The sequence below is a fragment of the Salinicola sp. CPA57 genome (assembly GCF_003206035.1).
GTDB classification, from domain to species: domain Bacteria; phylum Pseudomonadota; class Gammaproteobacteria; order Pseudomonadales; family Halomonadaceae; genus Salinicola; species Salinicola socius.
The window spans coordinates 31736-51760 of record NZ_PZJR01000007.1 but is presented as its reverse complement, the minus strand read 5'-3'; the positions used below and the strand labels follow the sequence as shown (position 1 = coordinate 51760).

23 protein-coding genes are annotated in these 20025 nt (G+C 62.6%); 16 read left to right on the top strand and 7 right to left on the bottom strand.

Annotation, left to right across the window (positions count from 1 at the left end; all coding sequences use genetic code 11):
- Positions 1-21 precede the first annotated feature (21 nt).
- The 13 genes from urtB (at position 22) to DOM36_RS08510 (ending at position 11133) form a co-directional block, all read left to right on the top strand.
- The gene (gene urtB / locus DOM36_RS08570; protein WP_075570296.1) at positions 22-1680 is read left to right on the top strand and encodes an urea ABC transporter permease subunit UrtB; all 1659 of its coding nucleotides are present in this window, start codon (positions 22-24) and stop codon (positions 1678-1680) included.
- Positions 1677-2795: an urea ABC transporter permease subunit UrtC gene (gene urtC / locus DOM36_RS08565; RefSeq protein WP_110642668.1), complete on the top strand. Its 1119-nt coding sequence runs from the start codon at positions 1677-1679 to the stop codon at positions 2793-2795. Before urtB ends, urtC begins: the two co-directional genes overlap by 4 nt.
- On the top strand, positions 2792-3652 hold the full coding sequence (urtD, locus tag DOM36_RS08560; RefSeq protein ID WP_075570294.1) for an urea ABC transporter ATP-binding protein UrtD: 861 nt from the start codon (positions 2792-2794) through the stop codon (positions 3650-3652). The genes urtC and urtD overlap by 4 nt, the downstream gene beginning before the upstream one ends.
- The gene (gene urtE / locus DOM36_RS08555) at positions 3652-4362 is read left to right on the top strand and encodes an urea ABC transporter ATP-binding subunit UrtE (protein WP_110642666.1); all 711 of its coding nucleotides are present in this window, start codon (positions 3652-3654) and stop codon (positions 4360-4362) included. The genes urtD and urtE overlap by 1 nt, the downstream gene beginning before the upstream one ends.
- Positions 4359-5282, top strand: coding sequence for an urease accessory protein UreD (locus DOM36_RS08550; protein ID WP_075570292.1), 924 nt, complete (start codon positions 4359-4361; stop codon positions 5280-5282). The genes urtE and DOM36_RS08550 overlap by 4 nt, the downstream gene beginning before the upstream one ends.
- A 120-nt stretch (positions 5283-5402) precedes the next feature.
- Positions 5403-5705, top strand: coding sequence for an urease subunit gamma (locus DOM36_RS08545; RefSeq protein WP_075570291.1), 303 nt, complete (start codon positions 5403-5405; stop codon positions 5703-5705).
- Positions 5706-5714: 9 nt separating this feature from the next.
- Entirely contained in the window at positions 5715-6122 is a 408-nt protein-coding gene (locus tag DOM36_RS08540; RefSeq protein ID WP_110642664.1) for an urease subunit beta, read from the top strand.
- Positions 6123-6182: 60 nt separating this feature from the next.
- A complete protein-coding gene (gene ureC / locus DOM36_RS08535; RefSeq protein ID WP_110642662.1) occupies positions 6183-7889 on the top strand; it encodes an urease subunit alpha in 1707 nt (568 codons plus the stop codon).
- Between the two features lie 91 nt (positions 7890-7980).
- Complete coding sequence (gene ureE, locus DOM36_RS08530) at positions 7981-8541, top strand: urease accessory protein UreE (protein WP_110642661.1); 561 nt, start codon at positions 7981-7983, stop codon at positions 8539-8541.
- Positions 8542-8580: 39 nt separating this feature from the next.
- On the top strand, positions 8581-9231 hold the full coding sequence (locus DOM36_RS08525; protein ID WP_110642929.1) for an urease accessory UreF family protein: 651 nt from the start codon (positions 8581-8583) through the stop codon (positions 9229-9231).
- Between the two features lie 26 nt (positions 9232-9257).
- A complete protein-coding gene (gene ureG, locus DOM36_RS08520) occupies positions 9258-9920 on the top strand; it encodes an urease accessory protein UreG (RefSeq protein ID WP_075570286.1) in 663 nt (220 codons plus the stop codon).
- Positions 9921-9951: 31 nt separating this feature from the next.
- Positions 9952-10557 carry a HupE/UreJ family protein gene (locus DOM36_RS08515; RefSeq protein WP_075570285.1) on the top strand — a complete coding sequence of 202 codons (606 nt, stop codon included), beginning with the start codon at positions 9952-9954 and terminating at the stop codon, positions 10555-10557.
- Between the two features lie 138 nt (positions 10558-10695).
- Positions 10696-11133: a hypothetical protein gene (locus DOM36_RS08510; protein ID WP_110642659.1), complete on the top strand. Its 438-nt coding sequence runs from the start codon at positions 10696-10698 to the stop codon at positions 11131-11133.
- A 111-nt stretch (positions 11134-11244) separates the two neighbouring features.
- Here DOM36_RS08510 and DOM36_RS08505 read toward each other — a convergent pair whose 3' ends face one another.
- Positions 11245-12069: a DUF1206 domain-containing protein gene (locus tag DOM36_RS08505; RefSeq protein WP_075570283.1), complete on the bottom strand. Its 825-nt coding sequence runs from the start codon at positions 12067-12069 to the stop codon at positions 11245-11247.
- A 301-nt stretch (positions 12070-12370) separates the two neighbouring features.
- On the opposite strand from DOM36_RS08505, the gene DOM36_RS08500 reads away from it, so the two are divergent.
- Both DOM36_RS08500 and DOM36_RS08495 read left to right on the top strand, forming a co-directional pair.
- A complete protein-coding gene (locus DOM36_RS08500) occupies positions 12371-12601 on the top strand; it encodes a hypothetical protein (RefSeq protein ID WP_075570282.1) in 231 nt (76 codons plus the stop codon).
- Entirely contained in the window at positions 12591-14066 is a 1476-nt protein-coding gene (locus tag DOM36_RS08495; RefSeq protein ID WP_110642657.1) for a sodium:solute symporter family protein, read from the top strand. Before DOM36_RS08500 ends, DOM36_RS08495 begins: the two co-directional genes overlap by 11 nt.
- A 22-nt stretch (positions 14067-14088) precedes the next feature.
- Here the strand turns inward: DOM36_RS08495 and DOM36_RS08490 are convergent, their stop codons facing one another.
- From DOM36_RS08490 to DOM36_RS08480, 3 genes are all read right to left on the bottom strand, one after another.
- The gene (locus DOM36_RS08490; protein ID WP_110642655.1) at positions 14089-14835 is read right to left on the bottom strand and encodes an amino acid ABC transporter ATP-binding protein; all 747 of its coding nucleotides are present in this window, start codon (positions 14833-14835) and stop codon (positions 14089-14091) included.
- Complete coding sequence (locus DOM36_RS08485) at positions 14832-15506, bottom strand: amino acid ABC transporter permease (RefSeq protein WP_075570279.1); 675 nt, start codon at positions 15504-15506, stop codon at positions 14832-14834. The genes DOM36_RS08490 and DOM36_RS08485 overlap by 4 nt, the downstream gene beginning before the upstream one ends.
- Positions 15507-15596: 90 nt before the next feature.
- The gene (locus tag DOM36_RS08480) at positions 15597-16295 is read right to left on the bottom strand and encodes an amino acid ABC transporter substrate-binding protein (protein ID WP_232823784.1); all 699 of its coding nucleotides are present in this window, start codon (positions 16293-16295) and stop codon (positions 15597-15599) included.
- A 1011-nt stretch (positions 16296-17306) separates the two neighbouring features.
- Here DOM36_RS08480 and DOM36_RS08475 point away from each other — a divergent pair.
- On the top strand, positions 17307-18005 hold the full coding sequence (locus tag DOM36_RS08475) for a hypothetical protein (RefSeq protein ID WP_110642653.1): 699 nt from the start codon (positions 17307-17309) through the stop codon (positions 18003-18005).
- A 639-nt stretch (positions 18006-18644) separates the two neighbouring features.
- Here the strand turns inward: DOM36_RS08475 and DOM36_RS08460 are convergent.
- From DOM36_RS08460 to DOM36_RS08450, 3 genes are read right to left on the bottom strand one after another with little or no spacing between them, the layout of a single operon-like run.
- A complete protein-coding gene (locus DOM36_RS08460) occupies positions 18645-18995 on the bottom strand; it encodes a hypothetical protein (protein ID WP_110642646.1) in 351 nt (116 codons plus the stop codon).
- Positions 18988-19332: a hypothetical protein gene (locus DOM36_RS08455; RefSeq protein ID WP_110642644.1), complete on the bottom strand. Its 345-nt coding sequence runs from the start codon at positions 19330-19332 to the stop codon at positions 18988-18990. The genes DOM36_RS08460 and DOM36_RS08455 overlap by 8 nt, the downstream gene beginning before the upstream one ends.
- Before the next feature lie 2 nt (positions 19333-19334).
- Positions 19335-19559: a hypothetical protein gene (locus tag DOM36_RS08450; RefSeq protein ID WP_198651245.1), complete on the bottom strand. Its 225-nt coding sequence runs from the start codon at positions 19557-19559 to the stop codon at positions 19335-19337.
- Positions 19560-20025 lie beyond the last annotated feature (466 nt).

Sequence of the window (20025 nt, the reverse complement as noted above, 5' to 3'; positions counted from 1 at the left end):
AGGCGGTGTCGAGGAACGAACATGATCAAGATTGAACACTCGGCAGGCCGTTCGCCAACGCGCCTGCTGGCGCACTCCCTGCTGCTGTGCCTGTTGATGGCATGGGGCTCGTGCCTCAGTCAGACGGCTGCGGCCGCCCTCGGCGAGCCACAGACGGAAGCGCTGTCGAAGGCCGAACCGCAGGCGCTGCTCGAAGCGCTCGATACGGGCAATTTTCGGGCCAAGGGTGACGCTGCTCAGGCCATCGCGGACAGCGATGCCGAGCAGAAAACGCGCTGGCTGCAGGCGCTGCTCGATGGGCGCCTGGGCAAGGAGCGTCGTGGTGAGCGCTTCTACATCATTACCGACGACAGTGGCCGCGAGTGGCCGATCATCGACGCCATCACGTTCGAGGATGCCGGTAGCGGCACCCGGCGCACGGTCGATGTCTTCAGGATCAACAATGACCTGCGGACCCGGATTCGAGGGCTGCTGGCTTCGCTTTCCCTGAGTGCCGGCGACGAAGCGTCCCGGCTTTCAGCGGCCAAGCGGCTGATCGGCGAGATCTCGGCGGAAAACGCCGCCAGCGTGCGCAAGATGCGCGACGACGAGAAAAGTCCCTCGGTTCGCGATCAGCTCGATATCGGTCTGGCGCTCTTCGAGGTGCAGCAGGGCGACGCCAAGGCGCTCGACACGCTACGCGGCAATCTCGATACCCGGGTGCGCAATACGCTGGCGCCGATCGCCGCCGGCGATTCGGCACTCGCTGCCGAGGCCCAGGCGGTCCTCGGTGGCATCGAGAGCAAACGCGCCTGGTACGACCGCGCGCAGACGCTGTTCTTCGGCCTCAGCGCCGGTTCGATTCTGGTACTGGCGGCGATCGGCCTGGCGATCACGTTCGGTGTCATGGGCGTGATCAACATGGCCCACGGCGAGCTGATCATGATCGGCGCCTATACCACCTGGATGATTCAGCAGGCCTTGCCGGGTCAGCCGGGTCTAGCGCTGGCGCTGGCGATTCCCGGCGGCTTTCTGGTCGCCGGCGCGTTCGGGGTGGCGATCGAGCGCACGGTGATCCGCTTTCTCAAGGGGCGCCCGTTGGAGACACTGCTGGCCACCTTCGGCCTCAGTCTCATTCTGCAGCAGCTGGTACGCAGCGTGTTCTCGCCGCTCAACCGCCGCGTGACATCGCCGGACTGGCTGCAAGGGGCATGGCAGATCAACGAGGCGCTGTCGCTGACGCTCAACCGTCTGGCGGTGCTGCTCTTCTGCCTGGTGGTCTTCGCCGGGCTCTGGGCGCTGATGCGCCATACCCGGCTTGGACTGGAAGTGCGTGCGGTGACCCAGAATCGGGCGATGGCGCGCGCCATGGGCGTGCGCGCCACTCGCGTCGATATGCTGACATTCGGTCTGGGGGCGGGGGTCGCCGGCCTTGCCGGCGTCGCCCTATCCCAGCTCACCAACGTCGGTCCCAATCTGGGACAAGGCTATATCGTCGACTCCTTCCTGGTCGTGGTCTTCGGTGGCGTGGGCAATCTATGGGGGACGCTGGTCGCCGGCATGTCGCTCGGCGTCATCAATCAGGTATTGCAGCCTTGGGTGGGCGCGGTGCTGGCCAAGATCATCGTGCTGGTCGGCGTGATCCTGTTCATTCAGAAGCGTCCACAGGGCATCTTCCCACCCAAGGGGCGGACCTCATGACGATGACCGACAACCTGGAGCGGCGCGATCGGTCGCGTCAGGCGTTTCTCTCCCGCTCGACACTGTTCACCAGCGCGGCGTTGATCGGCGCCATGCTGGTGGTGCTGATATTGAACGCGCTGCCGGCTTCGAGCGCGCTGCACGTCAGCGGGGCGACCGTCTCGCTGCTCGGCAAGTATTTCACCTACATGCTGCTGGCCCTGGCGGTGGATCTGATCTGGGGCTATCTCGGCATTCTGAGTCTCGGGCACGGTGCCTTCTTTGCCCTGGGCGGCTACGCCATGGGGCTTTATCTCAATGCCCAGACGTCGCCGTTGGCCGGCTGGCAATCGCTCATGAGTCATTTTCCGGTGGCGGCGCTGGCGGTCCTGCTGGCACCGGGATTGCTGGCGCTGGTGTTCGGCTGGCTGACATTTCGCTCGCGGGTGACCGGGGTCTATTTCTCGATCATTACCCAGGCGCTGACCTTCGCGCTGATGCTGGCGTTCAATCGCAACGAGATGGGCATGGGCGGCAGCACCGGGCTGACTCGCTTCTACGAGCTGCTGGGCTTTTCGCTGGCGAGCGAGGGCATGACCGTGGCGCTATTCCTGGCATCCGGCATCGCCGTACTGCTGGCGTTCTGGCTGTGCCGGGCGATCACCGTCTCGCGGCTCGGGCGGGTCAGCATGGCGACGCGCGATGCCGAAGCCCGGGTCCGTTTCATCGGCTATCGGGTCGATCACGTCAAACTGGCACTGTTCGTGGTGTCGGCGATGATCGCCGGCGTCGCGGGTGCGCTTTACGTGCCGCAGGTCGGCATCATCAATCCCAGTACCTTCGCGCCGCTGTTCTCGATCGAGGTGGTGGTGTGGGTGGCGCTCGGCGGGCGGGCCACGCTCTACGGCGCCTTGCTGGGCGCGCTGGCGGTCAATTACCTGAAAACGGTGCTGACCGGGGCGATGCCGGATGCCTGGCTATTCATCCTTGGCGGCCTGTTCGTGCTGGTGACGATGCTGCTGCCGCAGGGCATCGCCGGGGTGATCTCGAAGTGGCGGGGAGAGGGGCATCGAAGAGGGGGTGGAAAGGGGCGCGGGAGTGGCGAAGTGCCAGCACGACAGGAGGTGAGTGCATGAGCCTCATCGATAGCACGCGCGTCGACAGGTTGCGGGAACTCGCGCGACCGGATCGGGTGTTCGATTTCATGGCCCCGGCGCAGTCACCGGTGGATGTTCGTCACGGGCCGATTCTCTACCTGGAGGACGTCAGCGTCAGCTTCGACGGCTTCCGGGCCATCAATCAGCTCGATCTGACCATCGACGACGGCGAACTGCGCTGCATCATCGGCCCCAACGGGGCCGGCAAGACGACGATGATGGACATCATCACCGGCAAGACCCGGCCGGATCACGGTCAGGTCTGGTTCGGCAGCCGCCACAATCTGCTGACGCTGGACGAACCGCAGATCGCCAACCTGGGGGTCGGCCGCAAGTTTCAGAAACCGACGGTGTTCGAAGCGCTCGACGTGACCGAGAATCTGGAACTGGCGATGGCCGGTGACCGGCGAGTCTGGAAGACCTTGCTGGCGAGGCTCGATCGGGAAGGTCAGGCCCGCATCGACGAAGTGCTCGAGACGATCGGCCTGACCGCGGCGCGATACCGCCTGGCCGGGGTGTTGTCGCACGGTCAGAAACAGTGGCTCGAGATCGGCATGTTGCTGATGCAGCGGCCACGACTGCTGCTGGTCGACGAGCCCGTTGCCGGCATGACCGAACCGGAGATGCATCGCACCGCCGACCTGCTGACACGCCTCGCCGGACAGCAATCGGTGGTCGTGGTCGAACACGACATGGGCTTCGTGCGCGCGATCGCCCGGCGGGTCACGGTGCTGCATCAGGGTAGCGTGCTGGCGGAAGGCACGATGGACGAGGTCGCCAGCGACCCGCGGGTGATCGAGGTCTATCTCGGTGGTGGCGACGAGGAGGCGGCCTGATGCTGCGTGTCGACAAGCTCAATCAGTACTACGGAGAGAGCCACATTCTCCGCGACCTGTCGCTCGAGGTCCCAGCGGGTCGCTGCACCTGCGTCATGGGACGTAACGGCGTCGGCAAGACGACGCTGCTCAAGACCATCATGGGTGAGGTCGCCGCCCGTGATGGCGCCATTCACTACGATGGCGAAGACCTGCTCGAGCGGCGACCCGAGGCGCGCGCCGGGCTGGGAATCGGCTACGTGCCGCAGGGCCGTCAGATTTTTGCCACGCTCTCGGTCGAAGAGAACCTGCGCATCGGCCTGCCGTCGCGGCGCGTTCACGGTCCGGAGAAACGGCGTGGCAGGATTCCCGAGCGCATCTACCAGCTGTTTCCGGTGCTCAGGGAGATGCGCTATCGTCGAGGCGGTGACCTTTCCGGCGGTCAGCAGCAGCAGCTGGCCATCGGCCGGGCGCTGGTGCTCGACCCGAGGCTGTTGATTCTGGACGAACCGGGCGAGGGCATTCAGCCCAATATCGTCGCCCAGATCGGCGAAGTGATCCGGCGTCTCAATCGCGAGGATGGCCTGACCGTGTTGCTGGTCGAACAGAAGCTTCCCTTTGCCCGCAAGTATGCCGACGGTTTCATGATCATGGATCGCGGGCAGACGGCGGCCGAAGGCGACATTGGCGAACTGAGTGACGATTTGATCAAGCGACATCTGACAGTATGACGGCGGAGACTGCACGCCATTGGCAAGCCGCTCCGGTGGATTCGGGCCATCGATTCGACGCGACCCGGCGATGGGACGCATCGCTGTCGCTGGAGTTCGCCGCGCGCGCCACGGACGCGGACTCGAGGATGCGTACCCGGCTGACCCGCGCGCGTCATCACGGACCGCTGCGGGTGCAGCGGCCGTTCTATCCGGAGCCGCGCCTGGCCGGCCAGGCCGATCCCTGTCACGTCTACCTGCTCCACCCGCCGGGCGGGCTGGTCAGCGGCGACGCCTTGAAGATCGACGCGACCGTCGCGCCGATGGCGCATGCCGTCTTGACCACGCCGGCGGCAACCAAGCTCTATCGCGCGGACAGTCGCGGCGTGGTCTGGTCGCAGACCAACCGGTTGGAGGTGGAGGATGGCGGAGTGCTGGAGTGGCTGCCGCAGGAGACGATCGCCTTCGACGGTTCGCGAGGCGAGCAACGCACCGATATCGATTTGCACGGAAGCGCCCGCTGCCTGGGGTGGGAAATCATGGCGCTGGGACGCCCGGCCAGCCATCTGCCGTTCGAGAGCGGCCGCATCGAACAGCGCTTTCAGTTAACCCACGACGGACGACCGCTGTGGATCGAGCGGCAACCGCTGGATCCGATGCATCCGCGTTTTACGGGTCGTTGGGGGCAGGGGGGCGCGACGGTGCAGGCGACGCTGTGGGCGGCCGGGCTGAACGACCTGCGGCAAGCCGTGGACAACCTGCGCGATGCAATACCCGCTGCCGGAAACTGGGCTGTCACCCAGCGTCACGGCGTCCTGCTGCTGCGCTATCTGGGCGATTCGCGCAACGAGGCGTGGGCGCTGTGTCGCGCTGCGTGGCAAGCGATCCGGCCGCTGATGATCGCTCGCGACGCTTGCGAGCCCCGGATCTGGCGAACGTGAACCGAGACGGGGACCGGGCGCGTCATGACGGAGCGGGACAACACGTCTTTTTTATCGTTCCCCGAAGCCGCTTTGCGTGATCCACCAAAGCGGGAGCGGGGATACAATCAGGATATCGATATGGAACTGACACCCCGAGACAAAGACAAACTGCTGCTGTTCAGTGCCGCGCAGCTGGCCGAACGGCGCCGTGCGCGCGGGCTGAAGCTTAACTACCCGGAAGCGATGGCGCTGATCAGCTTCGAGATTCTGGAGGGTGCCCGCGATGGGCGCAGCGTGGCGGACCTGATGAGCTTCGGGCGTGAAATCCTGACTCGTGAAGATGTCATGGACGGTGTCGCCGAGATGATTCAGGAAGTGCAGGTCGAGGCCACCTTTCCCGACGGTACCAAACTGGTCACCGTGCATGGTCCTATCGTTTGAGGTTTGCTGATGATTCCCGGTGAAATGCAGATTCAGGACGGCGAGATCGAGCTCAATGCCGGTCTCGAGACGATCACGCTGGATGTCGCCAATACCGGTGACCGGCCGATTCAGGTTGGCTCCCACTATCACTTCGCCGAGACCAACCCGGCGCTGACCTTCGATCGGGATGCGGCTCGGGGATATCGACTCGACGTGCCGGCGGGCTCGGCAATTCGCTTCGAACCGGGCCAGACCCGTGAGGTGACGCTGGTGCCCTACCTCGGCGAGCGTCGTGTCTATGGCTTCCGCGGTGAGGTCATGGGGCCGCTGCTATCCAGTGCGTCGCTTTCTAATGCGCCCGCGCCCGCAGCCGCGCAAACTAACGCGCCCTCAGCCGCGCATACTAACGCGCCCGCAGCCGCGCATACTAACTAACGCGCCCGCAGCCGCGCGAAGAGTGCGCGATGATAATGGCGACGAAGGGGAAACGAACTGATGGTCAAGATCACCCGGCAGGCGTATGCGGACATGTACGGCCCGACCGTCGGCGATCGAGTGCGCCTCGCCGATACCGAACTGTGGATCGAGGTCGAGCGCGATGCCACGGTCTACGGCGACGAGGTCAAGTTCGGCGGTGGCAAGGTGATCCGTGACGGCATGGGTCAGAGTCAGCGCGTGGATGACAGTGTCATGGACACGGTGATCACCAATGCGCTGATTCTCGACTGGTGGGGCGTGATCAAGGCGGACGTGGGTCTGCAGAAAGGGCGGATCGCGGCGATCGGCAAGGCGGGCAATCCGGACGTGCAGCCCGGCGTCGACATCGTCATCGGTCCGGGCACCGAGATCATCGCCGGCGAAGGCAAGATACTGACCGCCGGGGGGATCGATGCGCATATCCATTTCATCTGCCCGCAGCAGGTCGAAGAGGCGTTGATGAGCGGCGTGACGACGATGCTCGGCGGTGGCACCGGCCCCGCCACCGGCACCAACGCCACGACCTGCACGCCGGGCGAGTGGCATCTCGGCAAGATGCTGCAGGCGATCGACACGCTGCCGATGAACATCGGCTTGCTCGGCAAGGGCAACGCCAGTCTGCCTGAAGCGCTGGAAGCGCAGATCGTCGCCGGCGCGATCGGACTCAAACTGCACGAGGACTGGGGCACGACCCCGGCATCCATCGACAACTGCCTGAGCGTGGCAGAAAGATACGATGTCCAGGTCGCGATCCACACCGATACGCTCAACGAATCCGGCTTCGTCGAAGATACGCTGGCGGCATTCAAGGAGCGTGGCATTCACACTTATCATACCGAGGGGGCAGGGGGGGGCCACGCACCGGACATCATTACCGCCTGCTCGAAAGACTACGTGCTGCCGTCGTCGACCAACCCGACCCGCCCTTACACCGTCAATACCGTCGACGAGCACCTCGATATGCTGATGGTGTGTCACCATCTCGATCCGAACATTCCGGAAGACGTGGCTTTCGCCGACTCGCGCATTCGGCGCGAGACCATTGCCGCCGAGGATATCCTCCACGACATGGGCGTGATCTCGATGATTTCGTCCGACTCCCAGGCGATGGGCCGGGTCGGCGAGGTGGTCTGTCGCACCTGGCAAACGGCGCACAAGATGAAAGTCCAGCGCGGCCTGTTGCCGGAAGACGAAGCGATGGGCGCGGACAACTTCCGCGCTCGACGTTATATTGCCAAGTACACCATCAATCCGGCGCTGACCCACGGCATCGGTCATGAGGTGGGCTCCGTCGAGGTGGGCAAACTGGCGGATCTGGTGCTGTGGAATCCCGCTTTCTTCGGGGTCAAACCGGCGCTGATCATCAAGGGCGGGATGATTGCGGCCGCGCCGATGGGTGACGCCAATGCCTCGATCCCGACGCCGCAACCGGTCCATTATCGGCCGATGTTCGGTGCATTCGGCAAGGCCGCCAGTGCCACGCGCTTCAGTTTCGTCAGCCAGGCGGCGCTGGATGCCGGCATCAAGGCCCGACTGGGGCTGGAAAGTGAACTCGTCGCCGTCAGACAGGTGCGCGGTGTGCGCAAGAAAGATATGAAGCTCAACGATGCCTGTCCGCATCTGACCGTCGATCCGCAGACGTATGAAGTTCATGCCGACGGGGAACTACTGACCTGTGAACCGGCGACAGAGTTACCGCTGGCCCAGCGTTATCACCTTTTTTGATTCGACCATTCATCCGCCGGCCGGGCACTTTTTCGGTTATCTATGGGGTCATCCAGAATGTCCGGTGTCGGCCATCACGAGGCAGACAGATATGTGGGAACTGACTGAAAGACTGGAGGCAACGTCCGACGCCGATGCCGTCGACAGCGTGACGTTGCCGTTCGAACTGCGCATGCGTGGGCGACTGAAGACGACGAGCGATGGCGGCCGCGAGATCGGCCTGTTTCTGGACCGAGGCCCAGTGCTGCGCGACGGAGCGCTTTTACGGGCCGAGACGGGCGAGATCGTCGCGGTCCGTGCGGCTGACGAACCGGTCGTGACGGCATCGATCTCGTCCGGTCTGGCGCTGGCCAGGCTCTGCTACCACCTGGGCAACCGTCACGTCCAGCTGGCGATCGGTCACGACGACGAGGGTGGCTGGGTACGGTTTCCGCCGGATCATGTGCTCGAAGCGCTGGCGGCGAGGCTGGGCGCGACGCTCGAACGCCACCGGGCACCGTTCGATCCCGAGCCCGGCGCCTACGCCGAGGGGCTGGGTCACGGCCATGGTCATGGTCATGGTCACGATCACGGCCCAGCGGAGAGTCACGCCCAGGTTTACGATTTCCAGCGTCACCTGTCCCATCGTCATGGCCACAAGCATGAGCATTGACACGTGCTAGCCGTGCCGACACAGGATCCGCTGGCGCTGATGGGGTTGATGCAACTGGTCAGCCCGGCATTGCCGATCGGCGCTTTCGCCTGGTCTCAGGGACTGGAGAGCGCCTTCGAACTGGAGTGGGTGACCGACGAGGAGACTCTGCAAGCTTGGCTGTCCGGCGTTCTGGCGGATGGCCTGACGGTTTGTGAATTGCCGGTCCTGGGCAGGCTTCATGCGGGCTGGGTGAGAGAGGATCGGGACGCGCTACAGCACTGGAACGACTGGCTCCAGGCCAATCGCGAAACTGCCGAGCTGGCGGAAGAAGACCTGCGGCTGGGCCAGGCGCTGGCCCGTCTGCTGGGCGATCTCGAGCTGTTGCCGGCTTCCGGCTGGTTACCGCAGCGACCTGCCTACGTCACGCTGTTTGCGTGGCTGGCCCGCCAGCGGGGTATTGCCGTCGCCGACGCCCAGCTCGGCTTTGCCTGGGCGTGGCTCGAGAATCAGCTCGCGGCCGCCTGCAAGGCGCTGCCGCTGGGGCAGACGGCGGCACAGCGGCTGATCGAGCGGCTGCGTCCCGAATTGGTCAGGGCAGTGGCTGCGGCCAACGCTTTGTCGGATACCGAGCTGGGCCCCGTGCTGCCGGGGCTGGCGCTGGCAAGTGCTCTGCATGAGACACAGTATTCGCGGCTGTTTCGCAGCTGAAGGATGGCAAGGAGGAGGTGAGTACCATGAAACACTGTTTACGCGTCGGTGTCGGTGGCCCGGTGGGGTCCGGGAAGACGGCGTTACTCAAGCAGCTCTGTCTGGCGCTGCGCGAACACTACGATATCGCGGTGGTGACCAACGATATCTACACCCGCGAGGATGCCGACTTTCTATTGCGTCACGATGCGCTGGCGGCGGACCGGATCATCGGTGTGGAGACCGGCGGCTGCCCGCATACCGCGATCCGCGAGGACGCCTCGATGAACCTGGCGGCGATCGACGATCTTCATGCCCGTCATCCGGATCTGGAACTGGTGCTGGTGGAATCCGGCGGTGACAATCTGGCGGCCACCTTCAGCCCGGAGCTGTCGGATTTGACGCTCTACGTGATCGACGTGTCCGCCGGCGACAAGATCCCTCGAAAAGGCGGGCCGGGCATCACCAAGTCGGACCTGCTGATCATCAACAAGATCGACATTGCCGACTATGTTCACGCGTCGCTCGAGGTCATGGAGCGTGATGCCAAGAAGATGCGGGGTGAACGCCCCTTCGTGTTTACCAACCTGCACGATGGTGTCGGTGCCGAAACCATCGTTCGCTTCATTCTCGACCGTGGCATGTTGCCGGAGCGACGCGGCGACGCGTGTCGAGCCATCCAGGATCAAGCGCTGTTGACCGCCAACTGATTGGCACCCGCCCCATTCAAGGAGAACCATCATGACCTCGTCCGCTCTTGTTGCTCGTCGCCTGGCCTGGCTGGCTGCGCCCTTGACGCTGCTGGTCGCTTCGGCGGCCATGGCACATCCCGGACCGCTGCCGCATACCCACGGCGGCAGCTTCTTTGCCGGTTTGATGCATCCGCTATCGGGTCTCGATCACCTGCTGGCGATGCTGGCGATCGGGTTGTGGAGCTGTCGTCAGGCTCCGGCGCTGCGCCGTACCATGCCGCTGCTGATCGCGCTGGGCATGGTGGCCGGTGCCGGGCTCGCCTGGGCCGGGGTGCCGCTGCTTGGCGTCGAATTCGGTATCGCCTCCAGCGTTCTGCTGGCGGGGGTGTTGCTGGCGAGTCTGGTCAAATTGCCCAGTGCGCTGGGAGGATCGCTTGTCTTCGCGTTCATTCTGCTGCACGGCCACGCTCATGGCAGCGAGCTCGCACCGGGTGCGTCGGCGGCGCTCTACGCACTCGGTTTCGTCATGGCCAGCGTGGGTATCACGTTGGTGGGCCGTTTGACCGGTAGCTGGCTGATGCAGCGGGACAGCCGTTGGCTGCGCGGTATCGGTGCCGCGATCGCTGCCGCCGGCGGGGCACTGATGCTGAGCTGAGACTGTCGCATGATGGGGCGCTGCATCCGATATCGATACGCTGGCGTAAACACTGAAAGGCGGCCCCGGTCGTCTTGTTAGGGAAGACCTTGGAACGTGACGCCACGTTCGATCATGGATAACTGCAGGAGCTCCATCATGAAAATTTCCACGACTCGCCGTCTGTGTATCGCTACCGGTCTGGCACTGGCAACACTGAGTGGTGTGGCCATGGCGCAAAATGCCATCGACGACAGCGCGCCCAATAGCAGCACTGATCAGATGGGCATGGCAAGCAAGGACAGCACCAATCGCGATGCGATGGTGAAGGGCATGCCGTCGCCAGCGCATCACTCCTCCCACAACGCGGCAATGGATGATAGTGCGCCCAATAGCACCAGTGACCAGATGGGCATGGCGAGCAAGGACAGTGCCAATCGCGATGCCATGATCCAAGGCAAGCCCGGGCACGGCGGCGCAGCAGCCGTTCAGCCGACGATGGATAATAGCGCGCCCATGAGTGGCAGCGATCAGGAAGGTGCCGCGGGCAAGGACTCCGTCAACAGTGAGCCGCTCAATACGGGGGCGCCTCAGTAGGGCGCCAGCTTGATGACACCCGTTACCTTGCCTGGGCGGGCAAGTCGATGATTCGAGACCGCTTTCGCGGTCTCTTTTCTATCCGGACCTGTTGCATTTTTCGCGCTGTTGTCACGATCCATTCTTTGGATTCCTGACGCGACGGTATCCAGCGTTGATGAAGCAGTACCCCCCATAGGCGATAAGGCCGACGGCCACCGCTCCCAGCAGCCAGTCACCGAAAGGTTGATGGGCTAGCAGATTCAGCGCGGCGCTAAGACCCTGGGCATCGCTGGGCGACAGGCGCCACGCGGCCAGAGACAACAGCCCTCCGATCAGCAGGAAGGTAATGCCGCGGGCGGCCAGACCGAGGCGCGCGATACCCTCGAGCAAAGGCAGCGGGGGGTTCGGCCGGCTCTGCAGATGCCAGTTCTTGCGATAGGAGCGTTTCCAGGCGCGAATCAATTGATGAATGCCGACCCCGATGAAGATGAGACCGACGACCAACACCAGCCAGCGTCCACCGGGGACGCCCATCAGCCGTTCGGTGCCTTGGGATGATCCGCCGCTCTGAGATTGGGAGAGGCTCTGAAATATCAACGTGGTACATTGCCAGGCGAGCGTGGCATAGAGGCTCCCGCTGATCGCGAACCCGAGCCGCTGCAGCCAGCCCTTCCAGTCGTTGCCTTTGCGTTCGGTATCCCAGACTGCCTGGGCCAGACGCCACAAGACGTAGGCTGTCAGCCCCACGCCCATCAGCGCCAGCAGCACGCGGCCGAACGGCCACAGCGCAATCTTGCGGATGACATCCGACGCACCACTTTCACTGCCGCCGAGACCGATCGTGGTCAACAGCGCCAGCCAGCCGATCGTCAGATAGATGATCCCCTTGGCGACGTAGCCCGCCGATGCCGTATGTTGCAGCCATTCGCGCAGGCTGACGTGTTTTGTTTTCATGCCGTTCCCTGTCATTGATCGGCTACTAGCCTAGAAGAGAAAAACGCTTTGCGATATGACGGGGAGCCATCGGGTCTTGATGCGGTATGATTCCACGGCGCTGTGAGCAGTCAACGCCATTACCATCGGGGTTCAAGACCCTCGGCCGGGTGCCGACGCTTTCGAGTCCGGTGGCTAAATTCTTCGTCGCCAGGCTCTTTATGGCTTGTCCTTCACGGCTGGTTCTTCATGGCTGGTTCTTCACGGCGAAATTCAGAAACCGAGAGTTTCAACAGCTAGATTTCAAGGGCTAGGAAGATTGATGAAACATTACGTCGTCCGTCCACGGTCGGGTAAGGGCTGGTTACTGACCCTGGCGTTCGTGGTGCTGATCGCCGCAGGAATATGGCCGGTGATCGGCCTGTTCAATCGAGCGCAGCCATGGCTGGGGCTGCCACCGATCGCCGTATGGACCTATGTGATTGTGCTGGGGTGCTGGCTGGTCATGCTGATCGCCAATCGCTGTATCAAGGTGGCATCGCATGACGACTAGTCTATTGCCGCTGTGGATGACGCTGGGCTATATCGGTATCGCGCTGTTCATCGGTTTACGCGCTCGCGGTGGGCGTCTGATGGACAGTCTGGAGGAGTGGGGGGTGGCCGGGCGAAGCATGGGGCCGGTGACGCTCTATCTGCTGATCGCCGCCGGCAGCATCAGCGCCTACACCTTCATGGGCGCGCCCGGCTGGGCCTACAGCAAGGGCGTCGCCGTCTTCTACGTGGTGATCTATCTCTCCTATCTGGCGCTGGTGGCGTGGTATTGCGGCCCCAAGGTCTGGGCCTTCGGGCAGCGCTTCGGTCACGTTACCCAAGGCGCGGCGATCGCCGATCGCTATCAGAGCCCGCTGCTTGGCGGGCTGGCGGCACTGGTCATGTCGATTGGCTCGCTGGCCTATGCGGTTCTCCAGACCATCGGCTCGGCCTACATTCTGTCGGTGATGAGCGGTGGGCGAATTCCGGTCTGGGTCGGCGTGATCGTGATTCTGGGCGTCATCGCGATCTATCTCTACGTCAGTGGCCAGCGCGCCATCGGGCTGACCAATGCCTTTCAGGGCATCCTGATGCTGGTCGTGGCCTGGACCGTGGGGCTGTGGGCGGCGCATCATGCCACCGGCGAACTGGGCTTCGCGGGTGTCTTCGAGCGGCTGGCCAACGAACGGCCCGACTTTCTGACCCTGCCGGGGGCCGATGGCAAGATGAGCTTCGCGTTCTGGACCACGTCTATCGTCGTGTCGATGCTGTCGTTCATGCCGCCGGTCTGGAGCCAGTGGATGAGCGCGCGCTCGGCCGCGACCATCCGGCGCAGTGCCACTTGGCTACCGACTTATTACATCGTCGTGCTGCCGATGGTGGTGGTGGGATTCATCGGCATCAACGCGTTGCCCAACCTGGGCCGGGCCGACACCGTGGCACTCGAATTTGCGCTGCAGAATCTGCCGAGCTGGCTGGTGGGGCTGCTGGGCGCGGGGACACTGGCCGCGGCAATGTCCTCCTGCGAGCCATTTCTACACTCGGTATCGATGGCTTATGCCAAGGACATCGCCCAGCCGCTGTTACGTCTCGACGACGCTACTACCGGTCGCCTCGCTCGCCGCCTGTTGATTCCGGTCATGGCGTTGATCGTGGCGCCGGTGGCGATCAGCGAGCCGAGCAATCTGGTGATGATCCTGCTGGTGGGTCTGGGATTCGCGACCCAGGTGTTGCCCGCGTTCATCGGCATGTTCCTGTGGACCCGTGCGTCCAGATGGGGCGTGCTGGTCGGGATCGTGAGCGGGTTCGGAGTGACCCTGGCGTTTACCCTGATCTGGCCCAACCCGCTAGGGGTTCACGCCGGGTTCTGGGGGTTGATGATCAACCTGCCACTGTTCGTGATCGTCTCCTGCCTGACACCGCCGGTGCGGGACGATGTGGTGGAGCGCTTCTTTGCCATCAGCGCACCGCGGCGGCACAACGACTGAGTAGACTGGCGGCGCGCGACGGTCAGACGACGTTTGCCGCCAGAATCTTGCGCAGAAACTGCTGCGTTCGTTCATCCTTGGGCTGGCTGAACAGCTCCGCCGGCGGAGCCTGCTCGATGATCCGGCCCTGATCCATGAACACCACCCGATCGGCGACCTCGCGGGCAAACTGCATCTCGTGGGTGACGACGATCATGGTCTGATGCTCGGCCGCGAGCCGTTTCATCAGCCCCAGTACTTCCTCCACCCATTGCGGATCCAGCGCGGACGTCGGCTCATCGAACAGGATGACGTCGGCGTTGGCCGCCATCGCCCGGCCGATACCCACGCGCTGCTGCTGTCCGCCGGAGAGCGAGGCGGGGTAGGCGTCGGCCTTGTCGGCCAGGCCGATCCGCTCGAGGATCTCGCGCGCCTTGGCGTAGGCCTTGGCCTTGGGCATGCCGTCGACCACGATCATGCCCTCGGCGACGTTCTGAAGCGCGGTCTTGTTGGCGAACAACGCATAGTTCTGGAACACGAACGCCGTTCGCCGCCTCAGCGCGAGAATCTGTTCACGAGTCGCACCTGTGACGTCGAAGCCGAGATCGCCGACGGTCAGGTGGCCGGCATCGGGTGTTTCCAGAAAGTTGATGCAGCGCAGCAGTGTCGACTTGCCGGTTCCCGAAGGACCGACGACCACGATGATCTCTCCGCGGTCGAGACTGAGATCGATACCGTCGAAGACGACGTGATCGCCGAATTGCTTGCGGACGCCCTTGAGTTCGATCATCGCTGATAAGCCCGGTTGAGTCGTTGTTCCAGCCATTTCTGTACCCACGAAAGTGCCTCGACCACGATCCAGTAGATTACCGCGACCACCAGAAAGGCCTCGAAGTAGAGAAAGCTGCCGGCAGCTTCTTTCTGGGTCGCGCCCATCAGTTCGGTGACGCCCAGAGTGAAGGCCAGTGACGTCGATTTGATCATGTCGATGAAGTAGTTCATCAGCGTGGGCGTCGCTATACGGGTCGCCTGCGGCAGCACGATACGCCGCATCAGCTGCGCCCGTGTCATGCCGATGGAGAGCGCCGCTTCGGTCTGACTGCGGTCGATACCTACGATGGCGGCGCGGATCGATTCCGCCATGTAAGCGGAAAAATGGAGCGTCAGGCCGAGAATGGTGGCGGTGATGCCGTTGATCGCCACCAGAAAAGTCAGTACCTGCGGTAGCCCGTAGTAGAACAGGAATAACTGGACGAGCAGCGGCGTGCCGCGGAAGAACGAGATGAACAGCAGGGCGAAGGCGTTGAGACCGGGCACCCGGGTCACGCGGATCACCGCCAGCAGACAGGCCAGTACCAGCGCACAGGCCATGCCGGCCGCCGCCATCTCGAGCGTCAGCGGCAGGTAGCCCAGAAGAATGGGCACCAGGCCCAGCATGTAGTCGAAATCGAGTGCGTGCATAGTGCTTGGCGCTCCGCGCTTGGCGACCTCAGATAACGGAAAAGCCCATGGCGCCGGTCAGCGTCATGGGCCGTTGATGCATGATGTCGATCACGGCTGGGTAATATCGGTCCCGAACCACTGCTCGGAAATGTCGCCCAATTTTCCGCTGTCACGCAACTCGGCGAGCGCTTTGTTGACCCGGTCCCTCAGTGCCTTGCCCGCCTCGTCGTCGCGGAACGGATAGGCGTTCTCGATCTTGGAGAAGGGCTGGCCTGCCAGTTGCAGCGGCAGCGGCTTGTCCTTGATCACCTGAGTGGCACTGACACGATCCATGACGAAAGCGTCGGCGCGCCCCAGGGCGACATCCTGCTCGATATTGGAGTCGTATGTCTTGATGTTGATCTCATCCGCATACGGCAACTCGTTCAGCAGTTGCTCGTAGTTGGAGCCAAGATTGACCGCGACGGTCTTGCCCTTGAGATCCTCGACGCCGTGGATAGCGTCGTTGCCCTTGCGGGTCACGACCTGGGCACCGTCGTAGACGTACGGCTGGCTGAAGAGATATTTCGACTGCCGCTCCGGTGTGATCGTGATCTGGTTGGCGATGGTATCGATTCGGTCGGAATCCAGCATGCCGGCCAGCCCGGAAAAGCTGGCGGTCACGAATTCGACATCGTCACCGGTGATGTCGCCGATCGCATTCATCAGATCGACTTCGAATCCCTTGAGCTGGTCCTGTTCGACATAAGTGAAGGGGTAGTAGCCGCCCGACATGCCGACTCGGAGCGTATCGGCCTGTGCCGCCATCGCACCCAATGAGGTAGCAAGGCCCAACGCCACTGCCAGTGTGGTGCGTCGCACCGATGAGGTTGAAATCAATCGCTTTGACATGAGAGCGGATCCCCCTGGAAATGAACTGGTGATGTCAATAGACGTAGGATAGCGCAATTTCCACTTTTGGTAATAAGAGAAATAATTTATATGCCCTTTTGTTTGGCGCTATCGACGCCTCCGGTCTGCAGCCCCGTTTCTGGATGAGCAGGTCGAGGGTAATTTGTACCACTCTTTACCGGCTGTCATGTATTGATCTAACATTTGTCCGATTCTTTCTGTGAAGGCTGCTGCAGGGACGTGACCAAGGGACTTACGTTAGGCGTTGGTTAGTGGCATGGGCCAGGGAACGGGTCGCAAGACTCAGGAGCTCGGAAAGTATCGGCGCGTGACCGCAGAAGTGTCCTGGGCCTCTTCCGCCATTGGCGCAGGGGCCCGGGGCGCAGCGCGGGTAGGTGTCCCGGAAACCGGCGTCCTTCCGCCGGTTTTCTCCTTGCAGCCGGTGATGAATACCTCTTCCAGCTCTTCTGGCTTTGTCGAAGGCATTACGGTTGCAGCTAAGATGCTCAGACGTGCGGGTCTTGCGAAAAGCTTGACTCGTCGACAACTCTTGTATAACTTTGTCTTCGTTAGCTGATTTACCGCATCCACGGATGGGTTCAAGGATATAGAAGGTAAGTCGGATTCGCAGTCAAGGAAGACTGCCAGCCTGTCGGAATCAGGATGACGACGACGAGGCTCAAGCATTACCGCGAATCACGCCACGTCAGGATGACGCCACGGCGGGACAGGAGGTCCAGGTTCAGGCGGTTTATTATAAAGGCGGGCCGCGAGGCCCGCCTTTCGTGTTTCCGAGACCGACCTCATGTCGTCCGGTTCATCGCGGCACATCCTTTCACCGTAACCAAACTGAGTTATATCGGTCGTCATCGTTCTCGCCTACATTAGCCTTCTTCGTAATCCCGTAGGCAGGAGTCGGTCACGACCATGGAATGGTTGTCAGAACACAGCAAGGCGATAACCGCCATCACGAGCATATTGACGCTTTTCGTGTGGTTCTTTTACGCGCAGATTCTCTACCGGAACTTTGCCAGGACACGGCGACCTCGCATCATCATCAATCGCGGCCATGGCAATGATCTGACGTCACTGTGCCTGATCAGCAACATGAGCTCCGAGCCGATCTTCCTGGAACATATCATCGTGACCTTGCACACCAGCAAAGGCTCGTTGACGAATGACATGATCGACTTCGAGGCGGACCACCGACAGGATAGATCCGATTCCGAGGACTCGAGCTCGGAGCATGGCAAGGATCAGGGCGGGAACTGTCGACACGAACAGGATAGAGAGGGGATGCGATCGAGCCAGGGCCCGATGCTCTCCGGTAGCTTCAGTCACGTGGGCAGTTTCGAGGCCATTCTGCGGCGCCTGTGCAACGTCCATGAGGTCGCTCTCGAGCACGATCGCCCCAAAGACGATACCGTCTTTCAATTCCTCGATATTCGCGTAGTGGCCATCTACGGCAGTGAAGATCATCCGATCGGTGCCGAACGACGCTTTCGCCTTCACATGAACGACGACGAAGCTTACACGCTGGTGCCGGTATCGCTGGATACCAAGCGCTATGCCAATCGGCTTCAGCGATGGCGAGTGCGGCAGTGGATTCGTCACCTGGATGGTTGAACGCCCGAATACCGAGTGGTCAACCGATGTCCCGCGAGGGTGGGCTGCAGAACGGCAGAATCGAAATCGTGCGGAGAAACGCATCGTTTCGCGACTTGGTGTGCTGCGGGGCCAAGGGTGCTAAGGGGCAAGAGGTGCTAAGAGACCACGCGCACTACGAGACCACGCGCACTACGAGACTTGATGCACTGGGAGGGTCGGTCGGAGGGTACTGGCAGGATCCGCTCGGGTAATGCGGGTTCAGCCTTGTTGGTGCGGATGGGGAGACGCAAACCGCTTAGCAATATCAATAGGTTAGAGAGCGTTTTTCGGTTCGGTGTACATGCTGGTGTACAAGGCCGACGCTGCTGTCTCGCTTCGCCGGCCGGTTCCCATCGTCACTGGCCCTGACTTTCGGCTTCTTCGGCTCGAGCCATCAATATCCCACTGTAGCGGTAAACGTCGGATAATCGAAACCGTACCCGTGCGCTTCGATCGACTCCATCCTTGAATCCCTTCGGGCAATCCGCGTCGACTTTCCGCAGCCGATCGAACTCGGTAGGGCTGCGCCCAATGATTCGCGCAGCCTCCGTTCGCGATACCTGCACGAACTTCGGATCGAGCCAGCTCTGGTTGTCGTTGCGCTGTGCTTGTCCCATCTCAACCTCCTCTCAGGCGCTTTCGAAACGCCATGTCGTCTTCACGCTGCCGCTCTTGCTGTCGTTCGTTCGCGGCGGCGAGCGCTTCTCGGACCCCGGGTGTATGCAGTAGCTGGCGGTAATGCTGGCGGGCGCCTTCGAGTTCTTGCGCGAGCCGGTCACGTTGTCGGCGCAGTATCGGTTGGATCTCGTGAGGTGGCAGCGCCTCGCCGTCTTCACCGACTAGGCCGGTGCCGTCACACATCGCGCACGGGCCCGAGCCGAACATGCCGCGCCACTCGCCGGAGCCGTTGCACTGAGGACAGTTGATCGTCTCCGGCTCTTGCCAGTGCAGTGGCTTGGACTTAGCCATCGTCGTCCTCGGGGGCTGGCGGTTTCTCTCTCGCCCATATCTGGATCGGGCCATCTTCGGTGTCATGAATCGATAGCAGGAACCAACCATCACCGGATGGGGGCGATGGCGCCCAGGCTTCGAGATCGGGGTCTTCGTTTTCGAAATAGGAGATGTAAGCGGGATGGTCCTCGCTCTCGGACTCGAGCTGGATGACGGCGAACTCAAGGCCGTGTTCCTTTAGCCACTCGTCGACCTCGTCGTTCGGTACCCACTCTCTTTCGCCGCAGAATGCATCCCATGCCGAGTGGGTCCACATGCCGTCACTGTTCCGCTGGATCTCTTCGGGCTGAATCATGATCACTCTCCTGGCTTCGCCAGCAGCGGCGGCATGCTGCCGCTGTCGTATGATTTCTTGATTTGCGGGAGCATCCAGCCGCCGACCGTGCCGCCGTTGGGCAGGACGATATGGGCGAGGAACTCCTCCTCGAACATGGTGATACCGGACTCGACCGCTTCGAGCTTGGCCTTGATGACCAGAGCGAGGGCTCGCCAGCGCTGGCGGCAGGCCTGTTCCCACGCCACGGCACCTTCTGCCCGCCGACGAGGAATCCCCAGGTGCCGCGATTGGGGCCGGAGATGAACAGCGTGTAGACGCCGCCGGCGCTGACGTGGGCGATGCGGTGAAACTGGCCGAAGCCGATGCGAGCCGTGTCACCCTGCTGGCGGAATTGACCGACGCGCTGCCCAGGGCGGAATCCGCCGGCCGGGTGCGATCCCTTCACCGGCGGCGTCTCCTCCAGGTAGCTGCCGCGCAGGATGATCGTGCGAGCGTTCCATGGGTGGTCGTGCAGGTGGCGGTCTTCGTCCGGCTTCACGATGTGATGCAAGCGAATCGAGATCGGGCACCAGCGATGCCGAGGCTGGCGGCTCTCGTAGCCGTAAGGATTGAACAGCCACCACCGGCGCATGTAGGTCTCGCCGTCCTTCACGATGTCGAAGTAGGGCGTTCGCTGGCTGCGCTTGATCAGCCAGTCGGCGATGCGTCGGC

What these genes read in the sequence shown, in the direction of transcription:
- DOM36_RS08545 (WP_075570291.1), top strand. Translation starts at nt 5,403, where the DNA reads ATGGAACTGACACCCCGAGACAAAGACAAACTGCTGCTGTTCAGTGCC.
- DOM36_RS08475 (WP_110642653.1), top strand. Translation starts at nt 17,307, where the DNA reads ATGGAATGGTTGTCAGAACACAGCAAGGCGATAACCGCCATCACGAGC.
- DOM36_RS08460 (WP_110642646.1), bottom strand. Translation starts at nt 18,995, where the DNA reads ATGGCTAAGTCCAAGCCACTGCACTGGCAAGAGCCGGAGACGATCAAC.
- DOM36_RS08485 (WP_075570279.1), bottom strand. Translation starts at nt 15,506, where the DNA reads ATGCACGCACTCGATTTCGACTACATGCTGGGCCTGGTGCCCATTCTT.
- DOM36_RS08500 (WP_075570282.1), top strand. Translation starts at nt 12,371, where the DNA reads ATGAAACATTACGTCGTCCGTCCACGGTCGGGTAAGGGCTGGTTACTG.
- ureE (WP_110642661.1), top strand. Translation starts at nt 7,981, where the DNA reads ATGTGGGAACTGACTGAAAGACTGGAGGCAACGTCCGACGCCGATGCC.
- ureG (WP_075570286.1), top strand. Translation starts at nt 9,258, where the DNA reads ATGAAACACTGTTTACGCGTCGGTGTCGGTGGCCCGGTGGGGTCCGGG.
- DOM36_RS08455 (WP_110642644.1), bottom strand. Translation starts at nt 19,332, where the DNA reads ATGATTCAGCCCGAAGAGATCCAGCGGAACAGTGACGGCATGTGGACC.
- DOM36_RS08515 (WP_075570285.1), top strand. Translation starts at nt 9,952, where the DNA reads ATGACCTCGTCCGCTCTTGTTGCTCGTCGCCTGGCCTGGCTGGCTGCG.
- DOM36_RS08480 (WP_232823784.1), bottom strand. Translation starts at nt 16,295, where the DNA reads ATGGCGGCACAGGCCGATACGCTCCGAGTCGGCATGTCGGGCGGCTAC.
- urtC (WP_110642668.1), top strand. Translation starts at nt 1,677, where the DNA reads ATGACGATGACCGACAACCTGGAGCGGCGCGATCGGTCGCGTCAGGCG.
- DOM36_RS08490 (WP_110642655.1), bottom strand. Translation starts at nt 14,835, where the DNA reads ATGATCGAACTCAAGGGCGTCCGCAAGCAATTCGGCGATCACGTCGTC.
- urtD (WP_075570294.1), top strand. Translation starts at nt 2,792, where the DNA reads ATGAGCCTCATCGATAGCACGCGCGTCGACAGGTTGCGGGAACTCGCG.
- urtE (WP_110642666.1), top strand. Translation starts at nt 3,652, where the DNA reads ATGCTGCGTGTCGACAAGCTCAATCAGTACTACGGAGAGAGCCACATT.
- DOM36_RS08505 (WP_075570283.1), bottom strand. Translation starts at nt 12,069, where the DNA reads ATGAAAACAAAACACGTCAGCCTGCGCGAATGGCTGCAACATACGGCA.
- DOM36_RS08510 (WP_110642659.1), top strand. Translation starts at nt 10,696, where the DNA reads ATGAAAATTTCCACGACTCGCCGTCTGTGTATCGCTACCGGTCTGGCA.
- DOM36_RS08525 (WP_110642929.1), top strand. Translation starts at nt 8,581, where the DNA reads ATGGGGTTGATGCAACTGGTCAGCCCGGCATTGCCGATCGGCGCTTTC.
- ureC (WP_110642662.1), top strand. Translation starts at nt 6,183, where the DNA reads ATGGTCAAGATCACCCGGCAGGCGTATGCGGACATGTACGGCCCGACC.
- urtB (WP_075570296.1), top strand. Translation starts at nt 22, where the DNA reads ATGATCAAGATTGAACACTCGGCAGGCCGTTCGCCAACGCGCCTGCTG.
- DOM36_RS08495 (WP_110642657.1), top strand. Translation starts at nt 12,591, where the DNA reads ATGACGACTAGTCTATTGCCGCTGTGGATGACGCTGGGCTATATCGGT.
- DOM36_RS08540 (WP_110642664.1), top strand. Translation starts at nt 5,715, where the DNA reads ATGATTCCCGGTGAAATGCAGATTCAGGACGGCGAGATCGAGCTCAAT.
- DOM36_RS08550 (WP_075570292.1), top strand. Translation starts at nt 4,359, where the DNA reads ATGACGGCGGAGACTGCACGCCATTGGCAAGCCGCTCCGGTGGATTCG.